Consider the following 15,040-nt stretch of genomic DNA (forward strand, 5'->3'; position numbering starts at 1 on the left):
CCGAAGGCGGGGGACATTCGCGGAGGGGAGTACCCGGTGGCCTGTGCACCCGCCCTGAACAGCAGCGCCCCGAATGCCCTCCAACGCGACTCATGGAAGAACAAGCTCCCATTCAGGCAACAGCGGCCCTGAGGTCGCGAAAGAAGGTTTCTTCCTGCTGCGCCTGCTCGCGCAGCTTGCCGGCCAGCGCCGCGGGATCGACCGGCTCGCGGCCCTTCACCATGCGCGCGGCCTTGAGTGCAAACGCACGCCAATCGTCGCCGATGGAGATCAGCCGCTCGGACATCTGCTGCAGCTGCGGCTTGTCGAGCAGCTGCGCCGCCTCCTGCAGGAAGCCCGCGTAGATGAAGCGGAAGCCCGCCCCGCCCGTGCCGATTTCTTCCTGCATGCGCACCACGTGGCCGATGAAGTCGACGCTGCGTGGATCGCCCGGCGACAGCTTCTGCATGCGGCTGGCCAGCGTGCGCATGCCGCGCACGCCGACGATCGGAACCGGCGCGAGCATGGTGCGCACCGTCTTGCGGATCGCCTTGGTCACCGACGCCGCATCGACCGTCTTGCGCTCGATGGCCTGCGGGTAGTACATGAGGCCCTTGGGCGCGAGCACGCCCTTGGCGAAGCGCGCTCGCGAAAGATCGGCGCTGGCGCAGCGCACCGGCTCCTCGAACACCGGGTCGCTGATCAGGTAGTCGTCGCCGTCCTTGCCGTACACCAGCAGGTTGTGCGCGTTGAAGTGGAAGCGCATGTTGGGCGGAAAGTACGGCAGCCAGTAGACCGAGGTCTGCAGCCCCACGATCTGCCCGCCCGCGAGCAGCGCATCGAGGCGCTGCGCGCCGGCCTCGGCGCTGCGGAAGGTCTCGAAGCGAAAGCGCGCGGCCATCGGCGCCAGCAGGCCCTTGATGATGGCCTTGGGCGGCATGCGGTACGAGATGAGCGGCAGGCCCGAGAGCTTGATGAACGGCAGGTAGGCGAAGGACAGTGCCGACGACAGGCCAAGCGCCATGCTCTCCGTCATGGGCACGCCGTGGTGGCGCATGAGGTTCGAGATGACGCCGCTTTCGCAATGCGCCGCTTGCTGGTGTTCGAATTTCACGGCAGGCCCTGCAAGGTGGAAACGGGAAGCCCCAGCGCCTCCGAATAGCGCGCCAGGTGTTTCTGGGGCAGCGCCGCGAAGTGCTTCGGCTTCAGGTGGCGCCGCACGCGCCATTGCCAGAAGCCGCTGGTCTGCGAGAGCAGCGCCACGTCCATGCGGCGCTCGTACATCCAGTATTCGAGCGGCGACGCAAGCCCGCGGGCCACGCGCTCCTTCGCCTCCCGGGCCTGTTCGACGAGCACGTCGACCGCATGGCTGGTGACGATTTCTTCCGCCTCCCAGCCGCGCGAGCGGGTGGTGACCACGCGGCCCTGCGCGTCGCGCGCGTACATGAGCTTGGCGTGGCCGTCGAGGGTGGCGTTGCCTTCTTGGGGAACGGCGTCGAGGTCCATAGCTAGATGGCTTCCATGTAGATGAAGCCGCTCGAGAAGCGGCCGCTTTCGGGCACGAACATCAGCAGCTTGTGGCCGGGCTTGATGCGGCCCGAACGGAACAGTTCGTCGAGCATGATGTAGGGCGATGCCGATCCGGTGTTGCCCTTGGTCGCAAGATTGCTGAACCAGCGCTCGCGCGGAATGGCAAAGCCCATCTGCTCGAGGCAGCGGCTCACGGGTTCGACGAAATAGCCGGACGACAGGTGCGGCAGGAACCAGTCGACATCCGCCGCCTTCAGGCCGCGCTTCTCGACGATGGCCGCCAGCGGCTCGCCCAGCGTGGCGCGCACGATGTTCTCGTTGAGCAGGCGCACGTCCTGCTTGACGGCAAAGGTCGATTCGCGCCGCCAGTCTTCGGGATCGGTGCGGGCCCAGCCGTCGAGCCCGCCTTCGGCGTTCTTGTCGGCGCCCGCGTACATGCACACCGGCAGCTCGTGCGCGGCCGAAGACAGGTCGATCCATTCCACGCGCAGCGACAGCGGGCCGCGCGGCTCGCGCTCGAGCAGCACCGCGCCGGCGCCGTCGGAAAGCATCCAGCGCAGGAAGTCCTTTTCGAAGGCGAGTTCGGGCCGCTCCTCGAGCGCCTGGAGCTTGTGTTCGAGCTCGGCTTCGAACCTGGAGCCGCGCATCACGGCCGAGGCCAGTTCCGAGCCGGTGGCCACCGCGCGCCGCGCATCGCCCGAGCGCACCGAGAGCCAGGCGTGCTTGAGCGCCGTGGTGCCCGCCAGGCAGATGCCCGCGCAAGCCACCACTTCGAGCCGCGGCCAGCCGAGCTCGCCGTGCACCATCACCGCGTGGTTGGGCATGAGCTGGTCGGGCAGCGAGGTGCCGGTGGCGAGGCAATCCACTGGGCCGATGTCGCCGAGCGCCCGGATGGCCTCGGCCGTGAGCTGCGCATTGCTCATGGCGAGCCGGCCGGTGGCCCGGTCGATCGCGTAGTGGCGCGACTGGATGCCGTTGCTGCGAAGAATCAGCCGCCGCGCGCGCGAGGCCTTGCCGCCGATGCGGCCGAGCACGTCTTCGATGTCTTCATTGCTGACCGGGGAAAAGGGCAGGAAGGCGGCGGTGCGGGTCAGGAAGACTTCAGTCGTCATAAAGGGGAGAACGGTCCGTGGCCGAGCCCGAAGGGCGTTCGAAGCGCGCCGTCATTTTAGTCAGCCACCCCTTGAACAACGGCCGCAGCAGCGCCTGCAGGCTCAAGCTCACCGGCACGACCGTGACAATGAGCACGAGCAGGAACACCACGTAGAGCAGCAGCAGCGGCTTGCGCTGCCAGGCGCCGGGCCGGCCCGCCGCCATGATCAGCTTGCCCCAGAGGAAAAAGCTGCGCGTGCCGGCCTTTTCGCTCACGAGAAGCCGCGCATCGGCCTGCACCGCACCCAGGCCCGCGAGCAGCGGCTGCGATCCGCGCTCCCGGTCGCCGTGCAGCGCCTCGCGCAGCGCCCGGCCGAAACGGCCCGCGCCCCGGATCTGCGCATCGCTCAGGCCCGCGTCGGGCATGCCCCAGAAACCGCGCTTGCGGCCCCAGATCAGCCAGGCCGGCGTGGTGAAGAAGGTGGCGAGCGTCGGGCCGGGATCGGTGAGCACCACGTTGTCGATCAGGCGCGCGCCCACCGCGTCGAGCAGGCCCTTGAGCTTCTCGTGGGCCAGCAGCCACATGTTGCGGCAGGCAATGACCGTGACCACCGGCTTGCCCGCGAGCAGGCGCCGGGCCAGCGGATGCTTGAGAAAGGCGACGACCGGCTGCGACGGCGCCAGGAACCATACCTGGTAGGGCAGGATGACCAGGTCGAACTGCTCGTCACCCGTGAGCGAGAGCGGCGCCAGCGGCGGCGGCTTCATGTGGGCCGACTCCGGGAACGCGTCGAAGAAGGCCAGGAAGGGCCAGGGGAACGGGAAATCCGCCAGCGGGCGCAGGGTTTCGACATGCACGGAAATCCCCGGATCGGCCCTGAGCGGCGCGACGATCTGCTCGGCGACGCTGCCGAGCTGGCCGGTCTGCGAATAGTGGATCACCAGGACACGCTTGATGCGCGCGGCGGGGCTGGAAATGCTTGAGTTCACGTGCTGGGGCAAGGCGAGGGCCGTCGAATGTAAGCCAACCGTAGCACTGGCGCATCTGCCATTGGTCATGCCGTCGCGTCGGCCCCACGAATGAGCAAAAAAAGGCCGCGCCCTTCGGCGCGGCCCTTCGTGGAACGCTGTTGTCTGCGGGAAAGCAGCCGCTCAGCGCACCTTGCCTTCCTTCCAGGCCGTCAGCAGCTTGTTGTAGTCGATGGTCTCGCCCTTGGGCTTCTCGTTGGCCAGCTTCTTCCAGGGCGCGTGGTCGTCGCTCAGGTACTTGGCCGGGTCGCCCTTCGGGTTGAGCTTGGGCGCGCACTTGGCCATGCCGGCGCGCTCGAGGCGGGCCATCACGTTGTCCATCTCGTCGGCCAGGTTGTCCATGGCCTTCTGCGGGGTCTTCTCGCCCGTGACGGCCTCGGCCACGTTCTTCCACCAGAGCTGCGCGAGCTTTGGGTAGTCGGGCACGTTGGTGCCGGTGGGCGTCCAGGCCACGCGCGCCGGGCTGCGGTAGAACTCGATCAGGCCGCCGTACTTGTTGGCATTCTGGGTGAAGAAGTCCGAACGGATGTCGCTGTCGCGGATGAAGGTCAGGCCGGTGATCGACTTCTTCAGCGACGTGGTCTTGGCGGTGATGAACTGCGCGTAGAGCCAGGCGGCCGCCGTCTTGTTGGCGTCATGGCCCTTGAAGAAGGTCCACGAGCCCACGTCCTGGTAGCCGTTCTGCATGCCCTGCTTCCAGTACGGGCCGTTCGGGCCGGGGGCCATGCGCCACTTGGGCGAGCCGTCTTCGTTCACGACCGGCAGGCCCTTCTTGGTCATGTCGGCCGTGAAGGCCGTGTACCAGAAGATCTGCTGGGCGATCTGGCCCTGCGCCGGCACCGGGCCCGATTCGCCGAAGGTCATGCCCATGGCTTCCTTGGGCGCGTACTTCTTCATCCAGTCGATGTACTTGGTGAGCGCGTACACAGCAGCCGGCGAGTTGGTGGCGCCGCCGCGCGAGACGGCCGCGCCCGTGGGCGTGCACTTGTCCGCGGCCACGCGGATGCCCCATTCGTCGATCGGCATGCCGTTGGGAATGCCCTTGTCGGCGGCGCCCGCCATCGAAAGCCACGCATCGGTGAAGCGCCAGCCCAGCGACGGGTCCTTCTTGCCGTAGTCCATGTGGCCGTAGATCGGCTTGCCGTCGATGTTCTTCACGTCGACGCTGAAGAACTCGGCGATGTCCTCGTAGGCGCTCCAGTTGAGCGGCACGCCCAGGTCGTAGCCGTACTTGGCCTTGAACTTGTCCTGCAGGTCCTTGCGCGCGAACAGGTCGGCGCGGAACCAGTAGAGGTTGGCGAACTGCTGGTCTGGCAGCTGGTAGAGCTGGCCGTCGGGCGCGGTGGTGAAGCTGGTGCCGATGAAGTCCTTCAGGTCGAGGCCGGGGTTGGTGTACTCCTTGCCCGCACCGCCCATGTACTCGGTCAGCGACATGATCTTGCCGTAGCGGTAGTGCGTGCCGATCAGGTCGGAGTCGGACACCCAGCCGTCGTAGATCGACTTGCCCGACTGCATGGAGGTCTGCAGCTTCTCGACCACGTCGCCTTCCTGGATCAGGTCGTGCTTGACCTTGATGCCGGTAATTTCCTCGAAGGCCTTGGCCAGCGTCTTCGATTCGTACTCGTGGGTGGTCAGCGTTTCGGAGACGACGGACACCTCTTTCACGCCCTTGGCCTGAAGCTTCTTGGCGGCTTCGATGAACCATTTCATTTCTTCCATCTGCTTGTCCTTGGACAAGGTCGATGGCTGGAATTCGCTGTCGATCCATTTCTTGGCTTCGGCCTCGCCCGCCGATGCCGCACCGTGCGCGGCGAACATCGCCGCTGCCAGTGCCAATGCCGTGTAGCGCATCTTCATGAAAATTGTCTCCTCGGTTGGTGCTTCCCCGGTGTTGTGTCCGATCACGGCTCCGGGGAGGCGGAGAGCCGGAACGCTGTGTGGAAAAAAACGAAGCAGGCTATCTTCGGCCGCTCAGCCCTTGCGCATCACCAGCGCGAGCAGCCCCATCGACAGCACGAAGCTGATCCAGATCGAGGGCTCGGCTTCCAGGCTCATCCATTCCTGGAACTTGCCGGCCAGGCCGATGAAGACCAGGTTCACATAGGCCGCGGCAAGCAGCCCGATGAAGAGCCGGTCGCCGCGCGTGGTGGCAATCGGCAGCCAGCCGCGCCGCATGGTGGTGGGCGACTTGAACTCCCACACCGTCATGCCGACCAGCATGAGCGCGATGCAGATGAAGAAAACGGCCACCGGGGTGGTCCAGACCATCCAATCGAACATGTTTCCGCCCTCCTCCTAGACCCGACCCATCGCAAAGCCTTTTGCGATGTAGTGACGCACGAACCAGATCACGATGGCGCCCGGCACGATGGTGAGCACGCCGGCTGCGGCCAGCGTGGCCCAGTCCATGCCGGAGGCGCTCACGGTGCGGGTCATGGTCGCGACGATGGGCTTGGCGTTCACGCTGGTGAGCGTGCGCGCGAGCAGCAGCTCGACCCAGCTGAACATGAAGCAGAAGAACGCCGCCACGCCCACGCCGGCCTTGATGAGCGGCAGGAAGATCTTCACGAAGAAGCGCGGGAACGAATAGCCGTCGATGTAGGCCGTCTCGTCGATCTCGCGCGGAATGCCGCTCATGAAGCCTTCGAGAATCCACACCGCCAGCGGCACGTTGAACAGCAGGTGCGCGAGCGCCACGCCCAGGTGGGTGTCCATCAGGCCGACGGTGCTGTAGAGCTGGAAGAACGGCAGCAGGAACACCGCGGGCGGGGTCATGCGGTTGGTCAGCAGCCAGAAGAAGACGTGCTTGTCGCCGAGGAACGAATAGCGCGAGAACGCATACGCCGCCGGCAGCGCCACGGTGAGCGAGATCACGGTGTTGATGGCCACGTAGATCAGGCTGTTGATGTAGCCCGAGTACCACGACTCGTCGGTGAAGATGCGCGCGTAGTTGGCCCAGGTGAGCTCGTGTGGAAAGAACGAGAAGCTCGAGACGATTTCCTCGTTCGTCTTGAAGCTCATGTTGACCATCCAGTAGATGGGCAGCAGCGCGAACAGGATGTACAGCACCAGGAAGATGCTGCGTTTGCGGAATCTCTTATCGTTCATGTCGGTTGCTCCATTTGTTTTTGTTCTTGTTGCTGTTGTTCTTGGCGCTGCCGTTCGGGGCTGGTGTACCGCTGATCAACGACCACTCCGCATCACGCTCCCGCTGATGGGGTGCCTTGCGCAGCGAAATCAAGGAGGAGGCCGCAGGCCGGGGGACATTCGCTTCGCCGCGTACCCCGTCGGCGGGTGCGCGCCCCGAAAAACGGCTGTTCATTTCTCGACCTCCACTTCCTGCGTCCCCACCCGCTGCATCCAGTTGTAGAGCACGAAGCAGAACAACAGGATGATCAGGAAATAGATCAGCGAGAAAGCAGCCGCCGGCCCCAGGTCGAACTGCCCCACGGCCTTCTGCGTGAGGTACTGGCTCAGGAAGGTGGTGGCGTTGCCCGGCCCGCCGCCCGTCAGGACGAAGGGCTCGGTGTAGATCATGAAGCTGTCCATGAAGCGCAGCAGCACCGCGATCATCAGCACGCCGCGCATCTTCGGCAGCTGGATGTAGCGGAACACCGCGAACTTGCTTGCGCCATCGATGCGCGCGGCCTGGTAGTAGGCGTCGGGAATCGAGCGCAGGCCGGCAAAGCACAGCAGCGCCACCAGCGGCGTCCAGTGCCACACGTCCATCACCAGCACCGTGAGCCACGCGTCCGCCGCGCTGCCCGTGTAGTTGTAGTCGATGCCCAGCTTCTGCAGCGCATGGCCCAGCAGGCCGATGTCGGCGCGGCCGTAGATCTGCCAGATGGTGCCCACCACGTTCCAGGGAATCAGCAGCGACAGCGCCACCACCACCAGCACCGCCGAAGACTTCCAGCCCTTGGCCGGCATCGACAGCGCCAGGCAGATGCCCAGCGGAATCTCCACCAGCAGCACCGACAGCGAAAAGCCCAGCTGGCGCCACAACGCCTGGTGCAGCTCGTCGTCGCGCATCACCGAGGCGAACCACTCGGTGCCGACGAACACGCGCCGGTCGGGCGAGATGATGTCCTGCACCGAATAGTTGACCACCGTCATCAGCGGCACGATGGCCGAGAAGGCCACGCAGATCAGCACCGGCAGCACGAGCCACCAGGCCTTTTGATTGATGGGCTTGTTGGTTGCGTTCATGGCTTGGCTCCTTCCCCTTGCGGGGGAAGGTTGGGATGGGGGCAGGCAGAGCGCCCGATGGAGGCGCCGCTTGCCCCCACCCCGGCCCTCCCCCGGGAGGGGAGGGAGAAAGGCAAAGGCACCACGCTGCCTGTGATCAAGGTGTTCATGCCACCAGCTCCTCGTCCTTGTAGTAGCAGGTGTGGGTGTCGAGCACCCGCAGCCACACGGTGTCGCCCACTGCCGGCGGCTGGTCGTCCGAGTGCAGCCGCACCTTGACCACGCCGCCGTCGACCTCGGCGCTCAGCATCGCGTGCGTGCCGACGTCCTGCACCTGCTTCACCACGGCCGGCACGGCGCCGGCGGCGCCCGCGTTCGACAGGCGCAGGTACTCGGGCCGGATGCCGATCTTGAGCGCGCCCTGCGGCAGTTCGCGCGTCGGCACGAGCGGCGTGCCCGCCACCTCGAGCGCGCCGTTCGCGCTCTTCGCCGAAAGAAAGTTCATGCCCGGCGAGCCGATGAAGTGGCCCACGAAGGTATGCGCCGGCCGCTCGAACAGCGCCTCGGCGCTGCCCACCTGCACGGCCTTGCCGCGCGTCATCACCACCACCTCTTCGGCGAAGGTGAGCGCCTCGACCTGGTCGTGCGTGACGTAGATCAGCGTGAGCTTGAGCTCGCGGTGGATCTGCTTGAGCTTGCGGCGCAGCTGCCACTTGAGGTGCGGATCGATCACCGTCAGCGGCTCGTCGAACAGCACCGCCGAGACGTCGCTGCGCACCAGGCCGCGGCCGAGCGAGATCTTCTGCTTGGCATCGGCCGCGAGGCCCGAGGCGCGCTGGTTCAGCTGCCCGCTCATGTCGAGCATTTCGGCAATCTCGCCCACGCGCTTCCTGATCTGGTCTTCGGGCACCTTGCGGTTGCGCAGCGGAAACGCGAGGTTCTCGGCCACGGTCATGGTGTCGTAGATCACCGGAAACTGGAACACCTGCGCGATGTTGCGTTCCTGCGGCGTGGCGCGCGTCATGTCGCGGCCATCGAAGGTCACCGTGCCCTGCGACGGCACCAGCAGGCCCGAGATGATGTTGAGCATGGTCGTCTTGCCGCAGCCCGACGGGCCGAGCAAGGCGTACGCGCCGCCGTCGCGGAAGCTCATCTTGAGCGGCAGCAGCGCATAGTCGCTGTCCTGCTTCGGGTTGGGGCGGTAGGCGTGGGCCAGGTCGAGATCGATGCGTGCCATAGCTAGTTTCCTTTGCGCCATGCCGGCGCGAGCGCCAGCTTTTCGCCGGCATCGAACACATAGGCCTGCGAAGCACTGAAGTACAGCGTGATCGCCGTGCCCAGCTCGAAGCGGTGCACGCCGGTGAGCTGCGCCACCAGCTCGCCGACCGCCGTCTCCACGTGCACGAAGGTGTCGGAGCCCGAGATCTCGGCCAGCTCCACCTTGCCGGGCAAGGCGATGTCGCCCTCCCCCGCGTCCACGTTCAATGCACTCGCGCGCAGGCCGACCGTGACCGCGCCCGAAACGCTTTCAGGCACTGCCAGCGCCAGCGCCGGGCCGCCTGCGAGCTGCACGCGGCCGGGCGTTGCGGTGCCGGCCAGCAGGTTCATCGGCGGATCGCTGAAGGCGCGCGCCACGCGCAGCGATTGCGGCGCATGGAACACCTCGGCGGTCGGGCCGTATTGCAGCAGTTCGCCCTCGTCCATCACGGCCGTGTAGCCGCCCAGCAGCAGCGCCTCGCCAGGTTCGGTGGTGGCGTAGATCACCGTCGAATCGCCGGTGGCAAACAGCTGCGTGAGCTCTTCGCGCAGGCCTTCGCGCAGCTTGTAGTCGAGGTTCACCAGCGGTTCGTCGAGCAGCATCAGCGGCGCGTTCTTGGCCAGTGCGCGCGCCAGCGCCACGCGCTGCTGCTGCCCGCCCGACAGCTCGGCCGGCAGGCGCTCGAGGAACATGCCGATGTGCAGCTTGTCGGCCAGCGCCTTCACGCGCGCCTCGACGTTCTTCTCGCCGCGCAGCCGGAGCGGCGAGGCGATGTTGTCGGCCACCGTGAGCGATGGATAGTTGATGAACTGCTGGTACACCATGGCCACGTTGCGCTCGCGCACCGGCATGCCGGTCACGTCCTTGCCGTCGACCAGCACGCGGCCGGTGCTGGGCGTGTCGAGTCCCGCCATCAGGCGCATCAGGCTGGTCTTGCCGGCCTGCGTGGCGCCCAGCAGCACGGTGACCGCGCCGCTTTGGGGCGCAATGCTCTGTTCGTAGAGCCAGGTCTGCGCGCCGACCTTCTTGGTGACGCGCTCCAGAGTCAATTGCATCAGCGCTCCCCGTTGATCATGTAGCTGTTGTTGGTGGTGCGTGCCTGCAGCCAGGCGGCCACCTGCCGGCGCTCTTCGGCCGTGTAGCGCAGGCCGAGCTTCGAGCGGCGCCAGAGCACGTCGTCGGCGCTCACGGCCCATTCGTTCTCTTGCAGGAAGCGCAGTTCGCGCTCGTGAAGGCCAGGTGCCACGGCTTCGCCCATGTCTTCCATGGACTTGGCGTCGCCGAGCAGCTCGGCCACGCGCGCGCCGTAGGCACGTGCCAGGCGACGCGCGAGCTTGGCGTCCAGCCATGCATGGCGCGCCTGCACCGCGGCCACGAAGCGTTCGAAATCGTCGTCGGGCCGAGTGGCGGCGCCGATCCATGCGGAAAGATCGCCGCCGGCCAGGAAGGCGCCATCGGTCCAGGGCGGACGCTGCGCGCTCGACTGGCCGAGCATCTTGCCGACCTCGTCGGCCGCGTCCTCGGCCAGCTTGCGGAAGGTGGTGATCTTGCCGCCCCAGACCGACAGCAGCGGTGCCGCGGTGGTGTTCGACTCGAGCATGTAGTCGCGCGTGACGGCCGAGGGGTCGCCCGACGCATCGTCGAGCAGCGGGCGCACGCCCGAATAGGTCCAGACCACGTCGGCCGGCTTCACGGGCTTGTCGAAATAGCGGCTCGCCTGCATGCAGAGGTAGGCGATCTCTTCCTCGGCGATGCGCGCGGCTCCGGGATCGTCGCCGTTCAGCTCGATGTCGGTGGTGCCGATCAGCGTGAACTCGTCCTGGTAGGGAATCGCGAAGATGATCCGCTTGTCGGGGTTCTGGAAGATGTAGGCGTGGTCGTGTTCGAACAGGCGCGGCACCACGATGTGGCTGCCCTTGACCAGCCGCAGGTGGCGCGTGGCCAGCGGCTCGCCCTTGGCCGACTGCGCCACGCCGCGCAGGAACGATTCCGCCCACGGTCCCGCGGCATTGACCACGGCGCGTGCGCGCACCGCGCGGATGCCGCCGTCCGCGGCCTCGAGCGTGGCGGTCCAGCCGTCGGCGTCGCGCTGCGCATGCACGCAGCGGGTGCGCGTGAGCACCTCGGCGCCGCGGGCCCTGGCATCGACGGCGTTGAGCACCACGAGCCGCGCATCGTCGACCCAGCCGTCGGAATAGACGAAGCCGCGCTTGAACTGCGGCTTGAGCGGCGCGCCGGCCGCATGGCTGCGCAGGTCGATGCTGCGCGAGCCCGGCAGCACTTCGCGTCGGGCGAGATGGTCATACAGGAAGAGGCCGATGCGGATCATCCAGGCCGGCCGCATCGACGGGTCGTGCGGCATCACGAAGCGCAGCGGCCACATGATGTGCGGCGCGCTCTTGAGCAGCACTTCGCGCTCCTGCAGCGCCTTGCGCACGAGCGAGAACTCGTAGTACTCGAGGTAGCGCAGGCCGCCGTGGATCAGCTTGGTGGAGGACGACGAGGTGTGCGAGGCGAGATCGTCCTTCTCGCACAGCACCACGCGCCAGCCCCGGCCGGCCAGGTCGCGCGCAATGCCGCAGCCGTTGATGCCGCCGCCGACGATCAGCACGTCGCAATCGGTTGCCGGCGAAGGCGGATTGGAGGAGAAATCGCTCACAGAAGATGGGCCCGTTGGTTCATGACTTTGGTCACGGAAGGGCGCCATTGTATTTTCGCGTCTTTTCATTTGGATTCCTTTTGGCGCGATTTTCCTCCGAGTTTTCCCTTAGTTGGATTCGTTTTCTTTCGTTTTAAAGTGACGCGGCCTGTACTCTCTGGAGAGTCTTCACGCTTTCCACGACGCCTCTGTGAACTCCAATCCGCGCCAGATCAATCTTCTCGATACCGTGCGCACGCGCGGCTCGGTCACCGTCGAGCAACTGGCCGACATGCTGGGTGTCACGCTGCAGACAGTGCGGCGCGACGTGCAGCGGCTGGCCGACCAGGGGTTGCTCACGCGCTTTCACGGCGGCGTGCGCGTGCCGAGTTCCACCACCGAGAACATCGGCTACCAGCAGCGCGAAACGCTGCATGCAGAAGGCAAGGCGCGCATCGCGCGGCGCGTGGCCGAGCTGGTGCCCAACGACTGTTCGCTGATCCTCAACATCGGCACCACGACCGAGGCCATCGCCAAGGCGCTGCTGCGCCACACGGGCCTGCGCGTGATCACCAACAACCTGAACGTGGCGACGATCCTGAGCGGCAACACCTCGTGCGAGGTGATCGTGGCGGGCGGTTCGGTGCGCCCGCGCGACCGCGCGATCGTGGGCGAGGCGACGATCGATTTCATCCGCCAGTTCAAGGTGGACATCGCGCTGATCGGCGTGTCGAGCATCGAGCCCGACGGGTCGCTGCGCGACTTCGACCTGCGCGAGGTGAAGGTGGCGCAAACGATCATTGCGCAGGCACGCGAGGTGTGGCTGGCCGCGGACGCGAGCAAGTTCAACCGGCCCGCGATGATCCAGCTGGGCACGCTGTCGCAGATCGACCGCCTCTTCACCGACGCGGAGCCGCCGGCGCCTTTTGCCGATCTGCTGCATGCGGCGCAGGTTCGGCTCGAGATTGCGCGCGATTGAGTCAAATGAGAGTTCGTTCTTTTGTTCGTCGCGTGGGGCATTGTTCGGGGCGCGCTCCCGCCGACGGGGTACCTTGCTCCGCGAATGTCCTCCGGCCTTCGGCCTCCCCCTTGATTTCGCTGCGCAAGGCACCCCATCGACGGGAGCGTTATGCGGAGCGGTCGTTGATCAGCGATACACCAGCAGCGCGCCCATGTGCACAGAGCATCGGGTGCTCCCCGCAGCGAAATCAAGGAGGAGGCCGCAGGCCGGGGGACATTCGCGGAGGGGAGTACCCGGTGATCTGTGCACGCGCCCTGAACAACAAGAACAACAGCGCCAAGAACAAATGACATGACCCGACGAGGACCATTCAAGCCATGACCTACCTGCTCGCCCTCGACCAGGGCACCTCCAGCTCCCGCAGCATCGTGTTCGACCGCGAAGGCCGCATCGTCGCCATCGCGCAGAAGGAGCTCACGCAAATCTATCCGCGGCCCGGCTGGGTCGAACACGACCCGATGGAGATCTGGCACAGCCAGCTTGCCACCGCGCGCGACGTGCTCGCCAAGGCCAAGCTCCAGCCCGCGGACATCCACGCCATCGGCATCACCAACCAGCGCGAGACCACCCTGCTGTGGAACCGCAAGACCGGCCAGCCCGTGCACCACGCCATCGTCTGGCAGGACCGGCGCGCCGAGCCGATGTGCGCGCAGCTGCGCGACCAGGGCATGGCCGCCACCATCCAGGAGAAGACCGGGCTCGTCATCGACGCCTATTTTTCCGGCACCAAGCTGCGCTGGCTGCTCGACAACGTGCCCGGCGCGCGCGCGCAGGCCGAGCGCGGCGAACTCGCCTTCGGCACCGTCGACAGCTGGCTCATGTGGCAGCTCACCGGCGGCAAGGTGCACGTGACCGACGTGAGCAACGCCTCGCGCACCATGCTCTTCAACGTGCACCGCAACGAATGGGATGCCGACCTGCTCAAGGCGCTCGACATTCCCGCGGCGCTCATGCCCAGCGTGCAGCCGTCGAGCTCGCACTTTGCCGACACCGACGCCGCCCTGCTCGGCCGCGCGCTGCCCATCGGCGGCGTGGCCGGCGACCAGCAGAGCGCCCTCTTCGGCCAGGCCTGCTTTGCGGCCGGCATGGCCAAGAACACCTACGGCACCGGCTGCTTCCTGCTGATGCACACGGGCGGCGAATTCCAGCCCTCGCACAACGGCCTGCTCGTGACCAGCGCCGCGCAGACCAGCGCCACGCCGCAGTACGCGATGGAAGGCAGCGTGTTCGTCGGCGGCGCCGTGGTGCAGTGGCTGCGCGACGGCCTGAAGGCCATCAAGGGCAGCGCGGAAGTGCAGTCGCTCGCCGAAAGCGTGCCCGATGCGGGCGGCGTGATGATGGTGCCGGCCTTCACCGGCCTGGGCGCGCCCTACTGGGATGCCGACGCGCGCGGCACCATCACCGGCCTCACGCGCGGGACCACGGTGGCACACATCGCGCGCGCCGCGCTCGAGAGCATCGCCTACCAGAGCGCCGCGCTGCTGCAGGCCATGAGCCGCGATGCGGTGGCGGCCGGCGGCACGCCCGTCGCTGAACTGCGCGTGGACGGCGGCGCGAGCGTGAACGACCTGCTGATGCAGTTCCAGGCCGACCTGCTGGGCATTCCCGTGGTGCGGCCCGAAGTGATCGAGACCACCGCGCTCGGCGCGGCGTACCTCGCAGGCCTGTCGACCGGTGTCTACAGCGACGCGCGGCAGCTGTCGAAGCTGTGGAAGGTGGAGCGGCGCTTCATGCCGACCATGGGCCGCGCACAGGCCGAGGAGTCGATGGCGCGCTGGGAGCGCGCAGTGCGGCAGGCCACGGCAACCTGAGGCTTACCAGCCCCACACCAGGCGCCGCGCCACCCAGCCGATGCCGCCGCCTTCGTGCCGGACCTTGACCCAGTCGCCTCGGCGCTCGAGCGTGCGCAGCACGTCGCCATAGGCCGCCCGCTTCACCACCGGGCTGCGCGTGCTCGGCGACCTGCGCAGCACGGCCACCTTGGCCTTCACCACGTGATGCGGCGTCTTGCTGGTCATCGGGCGGTAGACCCATGCCTTGTCGTTCTCGAAGTCGCTGACCCGCAGCCAGTCGCCCTTGCGGCCGATCACGCGGAACGGATAGCCCTTGCCCACGGTCCAGTGCGCTTCGTAGCGCTGGCCCGGACCGGTGCGCATGTTCAGGGTCTTGGCCGCGGAACTGACCATCTGCCGCTCGGCGGCGAATGCGGACGGCAGCGCCACCCACGAGAGAACGAATGCGAGGAGCAGCGCGGGCAGTCGGCTGGATCTGAACATGGAGGGAGGGTTCCTTTCTATCGGGCTTC

Annotated in this window: 15 protein-coding genes; 2 read left to right on the top strand and 13 right to left on the bottom strand. The window is 66.8% G+C overall.

Annotated elements, in window-relative coordinates; translation table 11 throughout:
• Positions 1 to 112: 112 nt before the first annotated feature.
• The 12 genes from darH to glpD form a co-directional block, all read right to left on the bottom strand.
• Complete coding sequence (darH, locus tag AC1DMS_RS24210; protein WP_012748484.1) at positions 113 to 1,093, bottom strand: BtrH-related acyltransferase DarH; 981 nt, start codon at positions 1,091 to 1,093, stop codon at positions 113 to 115.
• On the bottom strand, positions 1,090 to 1,485 hold the full coding sequence (locus tag AC1DMS_RS24215) for a DarG family dialkylresorcinol biosynthesis protein (RefSeq protein ID WP_012748485.1): 396 nt from the start codon (positions 1,483 to 1,485) through the stop codon (positions 1,090 to 1,092). Before AC1DMS_RS24215 ends, darH begins: the two co-directional genes overlap by 4 nt.
• Positions 1,486 to 1,487: 2 nt before the next feature.
• Complete coding sequence (locus tag AC1DMS_RS24220; protein WP_436300319.1) at positions 1,488 to 2,621, bottom strand: beta-ketoacyl-ACP synthase III; 1,134 nt, start codon at positions 2,619 to 2,621, stop codon at positions 1,488 to 1,490.
• Positions 2,611 to 3,591, bottom strand: a complete 981-nt coding sequence (locus AC1DMS_RS24225; RefSeq protein ID WP_062366557.1) for a hypothetical protein — start codon at positions 3,589 to 3,591, stop codon at positions 2,611 to 2,613. Before AC1DMS_RS24225 ends, AC1DMS_RS24220 begins: the two co-directional genes overlap by 11 nt.
• Before the next feature lie 162 nt (positions 3,592 to 3,753).
• Positions 3,754 to 5,487, bottom strand: coding sequence for an ABC transporter substrate-binding protein (locus tag AC1DMS_RS24230; protein ID WP_012748488.1), 1,734 nt, complete (start codon positions 5,485 to 5,487; stop codon positions 3,754 to 3,756).
• Between the two features lie 114 nt (positions 5,488 to 5,601).
• Positions 5,602 to 5,910 (bottom strand): DUF2160 domain-containing protein, encoded by a 309-nt coding sequence (locus tag AC1DMS_RS24235; protein WP_012748489.1) that lies wholly within the window; start codon positions 5,908 to 5,910, stop codon positions 5,602 to 5,604.
• Between the two features lie 15 nt (positions 5,911 to 5,925).
• Positions 5,926 to 6,738: a carbohydrate ABC transporter permease gene (locus AC1DMS_RS24240; RefSeq protein WP_018907388.1), complete on the bottom strand. Its 813-nt coding sequence runs from the start codon at positions 6,736 to 6,738 to the stop codon at positions 5,926 to 5,928.
• Positions 6,728 to 6,952 carry a hypothetical protein gene (locus AC1DMS_RS24245; RefSeq protein ID WP_478181887.1) on the bottom strand — a complete coding sequence of 75 codons (225 nt, stop codon included), beginning with the start codon at positions 6,950 to 6,952 and terminating at the stop codon, positions 6,728 to 6,730. The genes AC1DMS_RS24240 and AC1DMS_RS24245 overlap by 11 nt, the downstream gene beginning before the upstream one ends.
• Positions 6,949 to 7,839, bottom strand: a complete 891-nt coding sequence (locus AC1DMS_RS24250) for a carbohydrate ABC transporter permease (RefSeq protein ID WP_018907389.1) — start codon at positions 7,837 to 7,839, stop codon at positions 6,949 to 6,951. Before AC1DMS_RS24250 ends, AC1DMS_RS24245 begins: the two co-directional genes overlap by 4 nt.
• Positions 7,840 to 7,984: 145 nt before the next feature.
• Positions 7,985 to 9,055 (bottom strand): ABC transporter ATP-binding protein, encoded by a 1,071-nt coding sequence (locus tag AC1DMS_RS24255; RefSeq protein ID WP_062366553.1) that lies wholly within the window; start codon positions 9,053 to 9,055, stop codon positions 7,985 to 7,987.
• 2 nt (positions 9,056 to 9,057) lie between these two features.
• Positions 9,058 to 10,131 carry an ABC transporter ATP-binding protein gene (locus tag AC1DMS_RS24260; protein ID WP_478181888.1) on the bottom strand — a complete coding sequence of 358 codons (1,074 nt, stop codon included), beginning with the start codon at positions 10,129 to 10,131 and terminating at the stop codon, positions 9,058 to 9,060.
• On the bottom strand, positions 10,131 to 11,804 hold the full coding sequence (gene glpD / locus AC1DMS_RS24265) for a glycerol-3-phosphate dehydrogenase (protein WP_278879888.1): 1,674 nt from the start codon (positions 11,802 to 11,804) through the stop codon (positions 10,131 to 10,133). The genes AC1DMS_RS24260 and glpD overlap by 1 nt, the downstream gene beginning before the upstream one ends.
• A gap of 121 nt (positions 11,805 to 11,925) precedes the next feature.
• On the opposite strand from glpD, the gene AC1DMS_RS24270 reads away from it, so the two are divergent.
• The gene (locus AC1DMS_RS24270; protein ID WP_012748495.1) at positions 11,926 to 12,693 is read left to right on the top strand and encodes a DeoR/GlpR family DNA-binding transcription regulator; all 768 of its coding nucleotides are present in this window, start codon (positions 11,926 to 11,928) and stop codon (positions 12,691 to 12,693) included.
• Positions 12,694 to 13,052: 359 nt separating this feature from the next.
• Positions 13,053 to 14,546, top strand: a complete 1,494-nt coding sequence (glpK, locus tag AC1DMS_RS24275; RefSeq protein WP_062366547.1) for a glycerol kinase GlpK — start codon at positions 13,053 to 13,055, stop codon at positions 14,544 to 14,546.
• 3 nt (positions 14,547 to 14,549) lie between these two features.
• Here glpK and AC1DMS_RS24280 read toward each other — a convergent pair whose 3' ends face one another.
• Entirely contained in the window at positions 14,550 to 15,011 is a 462-nt protein-coding gene (locus tag AC1DMS_RS24280; RefSeq protein ID WP_478181889.1) for an SH3 domain-containing protein, read from the bottom strand.
• Between the last annotated feature and the right edge of the window lie 29 nt (positions 15,012 to 15,040).

The sequence above is a fragment of the Variovorax sp. 05T418 genome, assembly GCF_056396385.1.